8 protein-coding genes are annotated in these 13,800 nt (G+C 65.4%); all 8 read right to left on the bottom strand.

Annotated features, from left to right (window positions below):
* Window positions 1-44: 44 nt before the first annotated feature.
* Complete coding sequence (locus AC0QC4_RS11725; RefSeq protein ID WP_483660082.1) at window positions 45-947, bottom strand: alpha/beta hydrolase; 903 nt, start codon at window positions 945-947, stop codon at window positions 45-47.
* 13 nt (window positions 948-960) lie between these two features.
* On the bottom strand, window positions 961-2,247 hold the full coding sequence (locus AC0QC4_RS11720; protein ID WP_483660081.1) for a sugar MFS transporter: 1,287 nt from the start codon (window positions 2,245-2,247) through the stop codon (window positions 961-963).
* A gap of 62 nt (window positions 2,248-2,309) precedes the next feature.
* Window positions 2,310-3,800 (bottom strand): tryptophan halogenase family protein, encoded by a 1,491-nt coding sequence (locus AC0QC4_RS11715; protein WP_483660080.1) that lies wholly within the window; start codon window positions 3,798-3,800, stop codon window positions 2,310-2,312.
* A 104-nt stretch (window positions 3,801-3,904) separates the two neighbouring features.
* The gene (locus AC0QC4_RS11710) at window positions 3,905-5,980 is read right to left on the bottom strand and encodes a glycoside hydrolase family 97 protein (RefSeq protein WP_483660079.1); all 2,076 of its coding nucleotides are present in this window, start codon (window positions 5,978-5,980) and stop codon (window positions 3,905-3,907) included.
* Window positions 5,977-7,614 carry an alpha-amylase family glycosyl hydrolase gene (locus AC0QC4_RS11705; RefSeq protein ID WP_483660078.1) on the bottom strand — a complete coding sequence of 546 codons (1,638 nt, stop codon included), beginning with the start codon at window positions 7,612-7,614 and terminating at the stop codon, window positions 5,977-5,979. Before AC0QC4_RS11705 ends, AC0QC4_RS11710 begins: the two co-directional genes overlap by 4 nt.
* Window positions 7,611-9,341 (bottom strand): alpha-amylase family glycosyl hydrolase, encoded by a 1,731-nt coding sequence (locus AC0QC4_RS11700; protein WP_483660294.1) that lies wholly within the window; start codon window positions 9,339-9,341, stop codon window positions 7,611-7,613. Before AC0QC4_RS11700 ends, AC0QC4_RS11705 begins: the two co-directional genes overlap by 4 nt.
* A 26-nt stretch (window positions 9,342-9,367) precedes the next feature.
* Window positions 9,368-10,915, bottom strand: a complete 1,548-nt coding sequence (locus AC0QC4_RS11695) for a tryptophan halogenase family protein (protein WP_483660077.1) — start codon at window positions 10,913-10,915, stop codon at window positions 9,368-9,370.
* Window positions 10,916-10,987: 72 nt separating this feature from the next.
* A complete protein-coding gene (locus AC0QC4_RS11690) occupies window positions 10,988-13,741 on the bottom strand; it encodes a TonB-dependent receptor (RefSeq protein WP_483660076.1) in 2,754 nt (917 codons plus the stop codon).
* Window positions 13,742-13,800: the final 59 nt, after the last annotated feature.

Below are 13,800 nucleotides of genomic sequence, written 5' to 3'. Positions count from 1 at the left end.
TTGCGGTGCAACAATCTTGCAGCGCGATTATTCGTATGCCCGGCTCAGCAACGGCGCAGCAGGAAGCCGAGCGGTGTCTCCACCCGCGCCCGCCACGCCGCCTCGTTATGGGCGGTTCCGGTGTAGACCCGCTCCTGCCCCCGGCAGCCCGGATACCAGCCGTGCGCCACCATCACGGGGCGGAAGCGGTCGGCATAGGGCGCATAGAATGCGTCCAGCGTCTCGGTGCCGGTATCGACATACAGGCGGTTGTAGCGCGGATCGATGCGGCTGGTGGCCAGCCATTGGCCGACCGCGTCGATCATCGCACGCGGCTCGTCCGGGGCCGCTTCGGCAGGGTTGGCGAGCGGCCAGTGGATCGACAGCGCAGCCGCCTGGCCGAATACCTCCGGATATTCGCCAAGCGCATAAAAGGAGATCAGCCCGCCCATGCTCGACCCCATGATCGCAGTGTCACGCCGGCCCGGGCGGGTGCGGAAGTCGCGGTCGATGCGCGGCTTCAGCTCCTCGACCAGGAAGCGCAGATAGGCGTCGGCGAGACTTGGGCCGGCATGAAAGCTCTCGATGCGAGCACGGGTCTCTGCTGGCAGAAGCGGCAGCCACTTGGCGGGCAGATATTCGCGGCCGCGCAAGTTGGTGTTCCACACGCCGACCACGATGGCACCGCGCGTCTGGCCCGCCGCGATCATCCGCGACAGCGCTTCGTCGACACCCCATTCCTCCCCGCCGAACGCGCGGCCGGGCACGAAGATATTCTGCCCGTCATGCATGTAGATGACCGGATAGCGCCGGTTGCCCCGGTCATAGCCCGGCGGCAGCCAGATCGTGACATTGCGCGGCTGGACGTAGGCGGAGGCCACACCCTCCCAGTCGACCAGCCGCCCGTCTGCCTGCGCCGCCGCGGGTACGGCGACGAAGAGGGCGAGCAGGGCGAGCAGGCGGATCACGGTCAGCTTACTCCTAGACAGGATTGCGATGCGCCCACCAGCCGAAGGCAGCGATAATCGCATAGCAAACCATTGGCACGATGAACGCAAGATGGAGTCCCACGGCGTCGGCGATGCCGCCCAGCAGCAACGGTACGAGCGCTCCGCCGACGATGGCCGTGCACAAAATGCCCGACGCCTTGGGCGCTTCGACGGTCAGCCCTTCGCAGGCGATAGAGAAGATGCAGGCAAACATCAGGCTGTTGCAAAAGCCGACCAGCACCAGTGACCACCCGGCAATAGACCCAGTGGTGGCCAGCGATAGCAGGATCAGGGAGATGGCAGCAGCGGCATAGGCCATCAAAACCTTGCCCGGCGCAAAGGCGCGCAGCACAAAGCCGCCGATCAGCCGCCCTACCATTGCGCCGCCCCAGTAAAAGGCAACCATGCGGGCACCCTCCAACGCGGTGAGGCCCATCACGCCCGGTTCCTGAAGATAGGCCACCATATTGCTGGCGATGGCGACTTCCGCACCAACATAGACGAAGATGCCGAGCGCGCCGAAGCGGACGCGCGCGTTTCTGAGGAACAGATCGAATGTGCCCGCAGCCTCGACTTTTTCGGCCTTCACACCATCGAGCGCGCTGCGCCAAAACCAGAACAGAAGGGCGATCAGCCCCATGGCGATGGCGACACCCAGATAGGATTGGCCGATCACAGCCGATTCGGTGATGCGATATTCGGTCAGCGCCGCGCCGGACAACGTAGCAGGATCGATACCGCTTTCCTTGCCGAGCAGAATCTCAGCACCGCCATAGACCATGATGAACACGCCGATCGAATTGAACAACTGTGCAAAGGTGAGTCGACTGTGCGCGGTCTCTGGCTTGCCTAGCGCGATGGCCACGGGGTTCATGCCCACTTGCAACAGCGTTATGCCGCCACCGATGACGAACAATGCAGCCAGAAAGCTGATATATTGCCCGGAGCTTGCCGCCGGAATGAACAGCAGCGCGCCCGCTGCCACCACTAGAAAACCAACGACGAACCCGCGAATATAGCCCAGCCGTGCCATCAGCAGGCCCGCAGGGATCGAGAAGAGCGCGTAGCTCATGAAGAAGGCGAACTGGACCAAATTGCCCTCAAAATTATTGAGCTGGAACAGCCCGCGCAGCTTGGGGATCAGCACGTCGTTGATGTTGGTCACCCCGCCAAGAATGAAGAACACCGCGAAAATCAGGATCAGCACGCCCATGACATTGCCGCGCGGCGCTGCGCCCGCTGTGCTGGTCGGCGAAACGCCTGGAACAGGTGCGGCCATCTATACTCTCCCCTTGGTCGTCCGTCCCGTCGCTGCGGGTGGAATGCCACTCTTGTGAACGTTCACAGACTCAATTTCAACAGCGCATCGGCATGGTCGCCGAAGTTGCGCGCGCAACGGTCTATGAAGTCGTCGATCCTGCCCATGTCCGCCAGCGGCAGTCCCGCCTCGGGCGGACGAAGCTTGGCGTCCTCGGGGAAGGTGCCATAGCCTGCCAGCAGGCAATGCCAGCTCAGCGACGGATAATAGCCGCCGATCCCCAGCCGCGCGATCTCCGCCTCCAGATCGGCCCCGGTGAACCAGGCGGTCATCACCGCCTTCAGATTGTCGGACAGCGCCTCGACCGCCGCCGCGTCGCGCCAATAGGCGCTGTCGGTGCGGCGGTTCACCCGGTAATGGCAGACGATGTAATCGCGAATGCCCTCGTAGCGCGCGTTGAGCGTGGCGTTGAAGGCCCTCCGCGCCTCGTCCGTCCCTGTATCATGTGCAGCCACAAAGCCTTCGACGGTGGCCTGCACGATATGCAGCGCGGTCGCTTCGAGCGGCTCGATGAACCCCTGGCTCAGGCCGACCGCCAGGCAATTGCCGACCCAGCTGTTGGCAACCCGGCCGACCTTCATGGAGAGGTGGCGTGCTTCGACCTCCGGCTCCGCCCCGATATGCGCGCGCAGCTCGGCCTCGGCGGCCTCGGGCGTCAGATAGCGTGAGGAATAGACATAGCCATTGCCGTAGCGGTTGGTCAGCGGGATCTTCCACGCCCAGCCCGCGGACAGCGCGGTTGCCTGCGTCTCGCACGACAGGCTGTCGCTCTCCCGCGCGGTCGGCATGGCGACGGCGCGGTCGTTGAACAGATTGTCGGCAAAGGGCAGGAACGGCTCTTCCAGCGCCTGCTGGATCAGCAGCGCCCTGAAACCGCTGGCATCGACGAACAGGTCCGCGGCCAGGCGCTCGCCCGTGGTGCAGTGGACCGCGGCGATGCTCCGCCCCTCCCCGGCCTCGACATGGCTGACGGTGCGTTCCAGATGGGTGACGCCCAATTTCTGCGTGGCATGCCGGCGCAGGAACTGGCCGACCAGCACCGCGTCGAAATGATAGCCATAGCCGACGGTGAACGGGAAATTCTCTGCCGGCACAGGGCACAGGCGCCGTCGGGCGATGGTCTCCGACAGGAAAAAGCGGTCGGGATGCGCATGCACGTCGCGCCCCGTCCGCCGCGCGCGGGTGTGGAACTGGAACTGACCGAGCGTGTGGACGTCGAGTTCGGTGACGAACGGGTGGAAATAGCTGTCATGGCCCGCCCGCTCCGACCAGCCGGCAAAGCGAATGCCCGACTTGTAGGTGGCGTTGCAGGCCGGCATCCATTCCGCCTCGGCGATACCGAGCCGGTCGAAAAAGGCCTTCAACTGCGGTGTCGACCCTTCGCCGACGCCGATAATGCCGATCTCCGGCGATTCGACCACGGTGACCGCTGCGCGACCACGCCAATGGTGCGCCATCAGGCAAGCCGCCATCCACCCGGCCGTGCCGCCACCGACGATGAGAACTTCCTTCATTCAACGTCGCCCCGGACTTGATCCGGGGCCGCTAGCAATGGTGCGACGCGGAGAGCGGCCCCGGATCAAGTCCGGGGCGACGTGCAGATTTGCGCCAGCAAGTGTCATCGCCGCCCCCGCCGCAGCGGCGTCAACCGGATCGCGGTGCCGCCGCCGGGTGCCATGCGGAACGCCAGCCGATCAGCGCTGGTGACTACCCGCTCCTCGATGACGATCTGGCTCCGCGCCGCGGTGCGATAGTCGGCATCGGGGCCGTCGCGATAAATGGTCGCGGTGTACCGCTGGCCTGGTTCCAGAAAATCGAGCGCAACGTCGAAACTGCGCGCTTCGCCGTTGGTGATGCCGCCGACATACCAATCCGCACTGTCGCGGTCCTTGCGGCGGAACAGCGCGTACTCGCCGACCGCACCGTCGATCAACCGGCTGTCTTCCCAGTTGGTCGGCACCGCGGCGATGAAATCGAGCTCGCGCGGGAAGCGCTCCAGATTCTCGATGCGGTCTGCGGCCATCTGGATCGGCGAATAAAGCGACAGGTAGAGCGCCAGTTGCCGGGCGAGCGTGGAGGCCATCGGCCGGCCGCCGCGTCCTTCGAGGCTGAGCACACCGGGCGTGTAATCCATCGGACCAGACAGCATCCGCGTGTAGATCAGCGTCGGCTCATGATCGACACCGTTCCCCGGCTCGCCCCAGGCATTATACTCCATGCCCCGCGCCGCTTCGCGGCTGACCCAATTGGGGTAGGTACGCCTCAGGCCGGTGTCCTTGATCGGCTCGTGCGGGTTGACCGCGATATGGTAGCGCGCCGCGGTTTCGACGACGCGCAGATGATGGCGCGACTGGACCTGCCCGTCGTGCCATTCCATCTGCAACCGGCCATCCTCGCCGCGTCCGGCAACGACGCCGCCGGCGTCGGCGACATAGCCGGTCTTGACGCTGTCGATGCCGAGCCGGCCGTACAGCGCCATCGCGTCTTCAAGTTGCGCTTCATAATTGGCGATGTTGCCGCCGGTCTCATGATGGCCGATCAGCCGCACCCCGCGCTGGCGGGCGTAGGCGGCGAGCCCCTCGATATCGAAATCGGGCGTCGCCTGGGTGAAGCTGAACTCGTCGCCGGTGCCGAACCAGTTGCCGTCCCAGCCCATGTTCCAGCCTTCGACGAGCACGCCGCGAAAGCCGTGGCGGGCCGCGAAATCGATGTAGCGGCGGGTGTGCTCGGTTGTCGCACCATGGCGCGGCCCCTGGGCCCACGTCCAGTTGTCGAGGTGCATGTCCCACCAGATGCCAATATATTTGTACGGCACGACCCAGCTGACATCGCCAAGCTTGTTGGGCTCGTTGAGGTTGAGTTCGAGATCGCTCTCGACCAGCCCTGCCGCATTGCCGGCAATGCGGACGGTGCGCCAAGGCGTCGGGAAGGGGGCTGCGCGGGTCACCCGCGGACCGCTGCCCGATGGCGAGAGCGTGCCACGGAAACGCAGGCCCTCGGCACGGCGCAGCCACATGCCCGAATAATCGACCAGCGCCGCTTCGTGGATCGACAGATGGGTGCCGTCGGCCAGCCGCATGGTGATGGGCGTGTGCGCGGTCGACACCGCATCGATGGCGGAGCGCTGATAGGTCTGCTCATAGCGGTTCCAGTCGCCGCCCATGATCCACCAGGCCGTGCCCCCGGCCGCTGCATTGCTGGCCAGCGTGAATTCGGTCAGCTCGTCCTGGATGTTGACGGTGCCCCAGCCGGGGCCGAATTCGTAGCGGAAGCCGATGCCGTCATCGAACACCCGGAAGCGCACGACGATCTCGCGCGCCGCCGGGATCAGGCGGCTGCCTGCGAGCGGTTGCTGGCGGAACGTGACGGCCAGCTCATTATGATGATCGCGCACGAACCGCCGTTCGCCCCACGGCAGTTCCCAGCGGCTGTCGGCGCTGCTGCGTTCGTGCGCGGCAATGGCGACATTGCGATCGAACGCCAGCGCATCGGTGAACAGAAAGCCGAGGCGGCTCTCCGCGATCAGCGGGCGCCCGTTGCGGGTCACCGAATAGACCATGCGCCCCTCTCCGGTTGTACCGGTGGTCAGGACGATGCTGCCGTCAGGGGACGCCACGCTGAGCGTTGGCGAGGATTGCGCGGAGGCAGGGACGGCGAGAACCAGCGCGACGAGGGCCAGCAGCAGCCGGATCATGACAGTCTCTCCGCGATGATGGCACTATAGGGGGGCAGCTCGCCGAGGCTGGCGCCACCGGTGCCATCCAGCACCGACCAGCGCCCGCTGGGCGGACTCCATGCTGCCGGCGCGGCCCCCAGGTTGAACGCACACACCACCGTCTGCGCCGGGTCGCTGCGGGTGAACACCAGCAGATCGCCCGCCGTGTCGATAAAATCGATGCTGCCCCAGCTCAGCGCCGGACTGCCCTTGCGCAATCCGATGAAGCGACGCGTGGTCTCGAGCATCGATGCCGGATCGCCATTCTGGCGTGCCACCGCCAGCGGGCCATGGTCTTCGCCCACCGGCAACCACGGTTCGCCATGGCTGAAGCCGCCATTGGGCGCATTGTCGCTCCACACCATCGGCGTGCGGGTGCCATCGCGCGACAGGGTCAGCGGCCAATTGGCGATCGCTTCCGGATCCTGCAGCTTGTCGAAGGGAATGTCGACCTGCGTCAGCCCCAGCTCTTCGCCCTGCCAGACGATGATGTTGCCGCGCAGCGCACAGAACAGCAGCATCGCCATGCGGGCGTAGGCCGCTTCGTTGCCCTTTGGCGCCCAACGGCTGATCCAGCGCGGCGCGTCATGGTTGGAGAAAGCCCAGCTCGGCCAGCCGGTCGCCGGCGTATCGGGCCACTGGTCGGACGCCGCCTTGACCAGGGCCGGGGTCAGCGCGTCGGCATAGAGGAAATTGAATCCATAGGCCGACGAGAAATGATCGTCGCCATGCGTGAAGGCGCGCATCTCGCTCTCTGCATCCTCGCCGCCGATCTCCGCGACCGTGAAGATCGCCCCATAGCGGTCCATTTCGGTGCGCAGCGCGCGCACGAACTGGGGAATATCGCGATGGCTCTGGTTGTGCAGCTTGAGCTGGAAATCGAACGGCCGGCTGCGCGGCTTGCCGGTGCAGGGCGCGGGCGGATTGTCGGTCAGCGCCGGGTCATGCATCATGAAATTGATGGCATCGACGCGGAACCCGTCGACGCCGCGATCGAGCCAGAATCTGGCAACGCCGATCAGCGCTTCCTGCACCTCCGGATTGTGCCCGTTGAGCTGCGGCTGCTCCTTGAGGAAATTGTGCATGTAATATTGGCCACGCCGCGCGTCCCACGTCCACGCCGGCCCGCCGAACACCGATTGCCAGTTGCTCGGCGGCGACCCGTCCGGCTTGGCATCGGCCCACACATACCAGTCGGCATGGCGCCCGGTGCGGCTGGTGCGGCTTTCCATGAACCAGGGGTGCAGGTCCGACGTATGGGCATAGACCTGATCGATCAGCACCTTCAGCCCCAGCGCATGCGCGCGCGCGACCAGCGCATCGAAATCCGCCAGCGTGCCGAAGATCGGATCGACGTCGCAATAGTCCGCCACATCATAGCCGAAATCGCGCATCGGGCTGGTGAAGAAGGGGGACAGCCAGACGGCGTCGACCCCCAGGCTGGCGACATAGTCGAGCCGTGCGGTAATGCCCGGCAGATCGCCGATGCCATCGTCGTTGGAATCGGCAAAGCTGCGCGGATAGATCTGGTAGATGGTCGCGCCCTTCCACCAGGGGTGTGCGGTCCGGGTGCGGGATTCGGAACGCAGGGCGGCTTGCGGTAGGCTCATCATTCCCCCTGTGCGGCGCAGATCATGTAACCAAAGGCGGGGAGTGCCACGGCCAGACTGCCCGGCACACGATGCGTGGCGGGGCATGGCCCGGTCAAGGCGGTAAAGCGGCTGGACGCGCGGTCGATGATGACATTGCCGCTAACAGGTGTGGCAGAGGTGTTGAAGACCGCGACCACTTCACGCCCCGTATCCGGGTCGAAGCGGGAGAAAGCGACCAGACCGGCCTCACGCCCGTAATGGCGCATCACCTGCCGTCCGCGCCGCAGCGCCGGCGTTGCCGATCGGATGCGCGCCAGTTCGGCAATCTGGCGGTAGAGCGGGTGGGCGGTATCGAAATTGCTCTGGGCTGTGGTCGCGTCGGTGCCGACCAGATCATTGTCGTTGTAACTGGCCACTTGGCTCGGGAACATGTCCTCGCGCGCCGCCTGGTCATTGCCGTCGCCGACAAAGCCCTGCTCGTCGCCATAATAGACGGTCGGCACCCCGCGCAGCGCGAACATCATGGCGTTGGAGAGCTTGATGCGCGCCAGCATTTCGGCGTCGTCGGCCTGCGGGTTGGCTTGGCGCACGAAGGTGGCAAAGCGTCCCATGTCATGGTTGCCGGTAAAGGTCGGCAGCGTGCGCGCCATCGCCTCGCCGCCCTCATACAAGGCATCGCCGGCATAGAGCCTGTCGAACAATGCCGGGCTTTCGCTGCCCGCCACCGTGGCGCGCACCGTCGCCTGGAAAGCGAAATCGAGCACGGCGGGATAGCGGTCGACCCGGGTGAAGCGGGCGATGCTGCCGGGATCGGGATCCTCGATCGCCACTTCGCCGAAGATGGTGAAATTGGGAATGCCCCGCGCCCGCGCGCGTTCGAGCATCGCCGGATTGAACTGCTGCCAGAATTCCGGGTTCACATGGCGCGCGGTATCGATGCGGAAACCGTCGATGCCGAAGCGGTCGATCCAGCTGCCATAAATGGCGATCATCCCGTCGATGACGCGCTGGTCGCCGGTCGCCAGATCGTCGAGCCCGACGAAATCGCCCATCACGCTGTCTTCGCCGAAGAAGGTCGTGTTGCCGCGATTGTGGTAATATTGGGGGTCGTTGAGCCAGGCGGGACGCTTGACGTCGCGCTCCGCCGCCGGGACCACCGGCGTATAGGCCTGATCCGGATAATCGGCGATGCTGCGGTAGGGGAAGTTCCGATCCGCCCCTTCGGTATAGCTGATGACGTCCGCCGTGTGATTGGCGATGATGTCCATATAGACCTTCATGCCCCGCGCGTGCGCCGCGTCGACAAATTCGCGAAACTCGGCCTCGGTGCCGAAATGCGGGTCGAGCGTCGTGAAATCGGTCACCCAATAGCCGTGATAGCCCGCACTCTCCTCACCCGCGCCACCCTGCACCGGCTTGTTCTTGAAAATGGGCGTGAACCAGATGGCGGTGACACCCAGTCCCTGGATATAGTCGAGCCGGTTGATCAGCCCGCGCAGATCGCCGCCGTGGAAGAAGCCCTTGTGGGTCGGGTCGAAGCCGTGACCCAGCCGCCCGCCGGGAAATCCGCCGGTGTCGTTGCGCGGATCGCCGTTTTCGAACCGGTCGGGCATGACGAAATAGATGATCTCGTCCTCCGCCAGGCGCGCGCGCACCTGATCGAGCGGCACGGCGGCGGCACGGGCAGCCGGCGCGGCGGTCTGGGCGGTGGCGCAGGCCGGGAGCATGAGCGAGGTAGCGGCGAGCATCAATGCGGTGCGGGCAAGGCGGGGGGTCATGCGGGCACTCCTTCGGGGGATGGCTGACGGGCGGGGCAGTTCTGCGCGATGAATGCGGCATGGTCCGGCATGGCGGCCACCGCCCCGGCCACGGCGCGGCGGCAGGTGTCGAGAAAGCCGGCGAGATCGTCGGGAGAAAGCTGGTCGGCGAGCGGATGATGGCCCTGCGGCAGGATGCCCTGCCCGATCAGCACCTGCTGCCAGGCCGCCTCGGTGAACAGCTCGCCCTTTTCCTGCACGATCCGCCCCTGTTCGCGCCACAGTGCGATGCGTTCCGCCAGACTGTCGGGCAGCGGCGTTTCGCGCCGCTCGCGCCAGAAGGGCTCATCGCGGCCGTTGGCCCAATAATGCAGGATGATGAAGTCGCGGATCAGTTCGATCTCCCGGGCAGCGTCGGCGTTGAAAGCGGCGCGCTCGCGCTCGCCCGGCAGGGTCGCAGGCAACCTCTGCAGCAGCCGCTCGATGCCGGTCTGGATCAGGTGGATGCTGGTCGATTCGAGCGGCTCGAGGAACCCCGAGGACAGGCCGATGGCGACCACATTATGCACCCATACCGCCTTGCGCCGCCCGGCGGTGAGGCGCAGCGGGCGCGGATCGGCGAGCGCGTCACCGGGCAGATTGGCGAGCAGCATCGCGGCAGCCTCGTCATCCGAGAGGAAGCGGCTGCAATAGACATGGCCGTTGCCGGTGCGATGCTGCAGCGGAATCTGCCACTGCCAGCCGGCACTGCGGGCAATCGCGCGGGTGTAGGGGCGCATCGGACCATCGTTGCGGCTCGGCACCGCCAGCGCCCGGTCGCACGGCAGCCACTGCTGCCAGCTTTCGAAGCCCGCGCCGAGCTCGCGCTCGATCAGCAAGCCGATGAAGCCGGAGCAGTCGACGAACAGGTCGCCGGCGATGCGACGGCCATCGTCCAGCGTGACGGCGGAGACATCGCCGCTGAGTGCATGGCGCTCGACACCGGTGATGCGCCCTTCATGGCGGACCACGCCGCGTGCTTCCGCAAAGCGGCGGAGGAAGGCGGCATAGAGGCCAGCGTCGAACTGGAAGGCATAGCTGTGCCCGCCGGCCGGGGCGGGGCGCGCGGGATCGGGGCGGCCGAAGCGGTTGGCATAGCCGGCCTCGGCGGCGATGGCGAAGGAATCGAGCGACTCTTCCTGCGTCAGCTCCTGCTGCCGGGCTGCCAGCCAGTAATGATAGAAGGGCAACAGGCCGAGGCTGCGGCCCGGCTGGCCAAAGGCATGGCTGTAGCGGTGCCCGGCGCTACGCCAGCCTTCGAAGGCGATGCCCAGCTTGAACGAGCCCTGCGTCGCCGCAACGAACGCATTCTCGTCGATGCCGAGCGCGGCGTTGAAATGATGGATTTGCGGGATCGTTGCCTCGCCCACGCCGACGGTGCCGATCGCGTCGGATTCGACGAGCTGGATGTGCCAGCCGTGCTGGAGAAAGCGGGCTAGCGCCGCCGCCGTCATCCACCCGGCGGTGCCGCCGCCGACGATGACCAGCGTTCGTGGAGCGGTGGAGCGGGGGGCAGCTTCACTCATGATACTGTGTTAACCTGAAAAAACGCCCCTGCCAGCGGGAGTTGCCGGCAGGGGCGTTTCCGCGACCCGAGATCAGAAGCGGTAGGTGAAACCGGCCAGGAAACGACGGCCGTAGATCTGGTAATCGATCACCTGCAGCGGACGGTCCGTATTGGCGACCGATGCGAAGCGCTCATCGGTCAGGTTCTGGCCCTGCAGATAGAGCGACAGACCTTCGAGCGCGCTTCCTTCCTGGAAGTCATAGCCGATCTGCGCGTCGATGATCGTTTCTGCCAGCGCCTGACGCCGCGTCGGCGAGCCGCCGAAGCCGGTGAAATCGCCGAGGAAGCTCGACCGGTGACGGACACTGGCGCGCGCGTTGAAGCCCCACTTTTCGAAGTAGGCGGTGCCGTTCACAACCCACTTGGAATAGCCGGGGATGGTCGTGCGGTTGCCGCCGGCATCCTCGACATTGGTTTCGGTAACGCTGACGCCGCCAGTGATGCCGAAGCCGTCGAGTGCCTCGGTGAGGTTGACGAACGGCATCGTAACCGCGAGTTCCGCACCGTACAGCTCACCGCCACCGGTGTTGACCGGCGCATCGAGCGTGCCGAGAGTGGGCAGGCGCGGGAAGCCTGCGGCACCGGTCGGGGGCGGGAAGCCCGAATAGTCGAAGGCGAACCGGCCATTGAAGACGTAGCTCTTGATGTCCTTGTAGAACAGCTGCAGCGCCACGACCCCGCCGCGACCGAAATATTGTTCGAAGTTCAGGTCAACAGCATTGGCACGATAGGGGCGGAGGAACGGGTTGCCGCCACCGCCGCGAATGATGCCGTTAGGCACCGACGCGTCGATGCCGTAGCCGATCGAGATGCGCGTGTCGTCGAGACGGCTGCGCATGATTTCACGGGCCGCCGCGAAGCGGATGACGGTATCGCTGTTGAGGCGCAGCGTCAGGTTGAGGCTCGGCAGCACATCCCAGTAGTTATCGCCCAGGCTGAGGCGCTGCGGACCACCGGGCGCGTTGATGAAGCCGCTCGATTGCTGGTCGGCGTTGATCGCCTGGACACCGATGTTGCCGGTCAGCGTGCCGAAATCAAACTCGTTTTCGACATTGAACTGCACATAGGCGGTGAGCAGGTCTTCCTTGACCGTATAGCCCTTGCTCAGCACGTCGAAGGCGGCGTTCGGCCCGGTCGCAACGCGGGGCTCCAGCACCAAGACGCCCGCCGCGATCAATTCGCGGGCATCGTAGCTGACGATCGGCCCGAGGCCGAGATAGGACAGGTTGGTCGAGTCCAGCAGGAACTGCGACGGGATGGTCGCGGTAGTCGCGGTACCAGGCAGACGGACGAATGCCTCATCTGGGGTCAGGCCCTTTTCGCGACTGGTGTAGTTCAGGCCGAACTGGATGGAGCGCAGGAAGCTGTCTTCGAATTCCTTCTCCACTTCGGTGCGGAACTGCCACAGCTCGTCTTCGACGATGCGGTTGTTGTAGTAGCCGGCCTGCGGAACGGTGCCGCCGCCCCAGCCGAGCGGGTCGGTCAGGAAGATACGGGTCGGATCCGAATAGTTGAGGTTCGGCGAGAAGATGGTGCCAGTCGGCGTCGAGCGGAAACCGATGGTAGCAGCCGCGCCATTGCCGGTATCGTCACCGTTGAAGCCGGTGCCGGCATAGCTTTCCAGGCTCAGCTCGTTACGGTCGGTCCGCGAATAGCCGATGTCGCCCATGAAGTTCCAGCCGTCGTCGCCTTCATAGTCGGCGTTGAAGCCGAAGCTGTAGAGGTTGGCCTGACGCTGGAAGATGTCGTTGCGGACAACGCCGCGGACATTGTTGAATGTGCCAGCGATGACCTGTCCGTCCTGAACGGTAGTGCCGGTCGGGCTGACGGTGGTGCCGAAGGCGCCGAAGCCGAGCGGAAGCTCGATGCCGCGCTTGTACTGGTCATCATCGAAATCCGAATAGAAGCCGTCGAGGGTCAGCGTGACCTCAGGCGCCGGCTCCCACTGCAGCGTGCCGTTGATGCCGAGCCGCTTGAGCTGGGTCGAGGTGACGAACGACTTGGACCCGCCGATGATGGCGTTGCCGTTGAAGCCGCCATAGCCCCAGGCGTTGAATTCCTGAACCTGATAGGGCTCGTCGACATAGGATGCGGCAAGCGCCAGGCCGATGGTGTCATCGGCGAACTGATCGACATAGGTGGCGTTGACGCGATAGCCGAGGTCTTCCGAACCGGCATTCAGCGCGCCGAGGTCGGCATAGCTGCCGCGCGCACCGATGGCGAGGATGCGGTCGCTGGCTTCCAGCGGGCGGATGGTGCGGATGTCGACCGTGCCGACCAGACCCTGCCCGACGAGGCTCGCGGTCGGCGACTTGAACACGTCGACGCGGCTGACGATTTCCGACGGATACTGGTCGAGTTCGACCGAGCGGTTGTCGCTGGTGGTGGTCTGCTCGCGGCCGTTGAGCAGCGTCTGCGAGAAGTCAGGGCCGAAGCCGCGGATGGCGATGACGTTGGCGCGGCCGTTGGTGCGCTGCGAGGTCAGGCCCGGCAGACGGGCGATGGCTTCACCGATCGACGCGTCGGGGAGGCGGCCGATGTCTTCGGCGGACAGCGATTCGACCACCTGGTCGGCATCGCGCTTGACGCTGACAGCGGTTTCCAGCGCATTGGCAAAACCGGTGACGATGATGTCTTCGCACACCGTCGCTTCGTCATTGTCGGTGCAGGGGTCTGCAGCGGCGGCATCCTGCGCGAAGGCAGGGGCGGCAAACAGCGTGGCGACGGCCAGCGCGGCGACGCTCGCGGTGCGCGAAAGACGCGAATATCCGGTGGACTTGATCATAATCTCTCCCCTTGGACCCATCCTCCGTCGCGTATGCGCGATCGCGCCAGTCTGGCGAC

Source organism: Sphingomonas sp. jy18, assembly GCF_056931895.1.
Note: the sequence above shows the minus strand (reverse complement) of the source record. Positions and strands in the feature narration are given on the sequence as shown.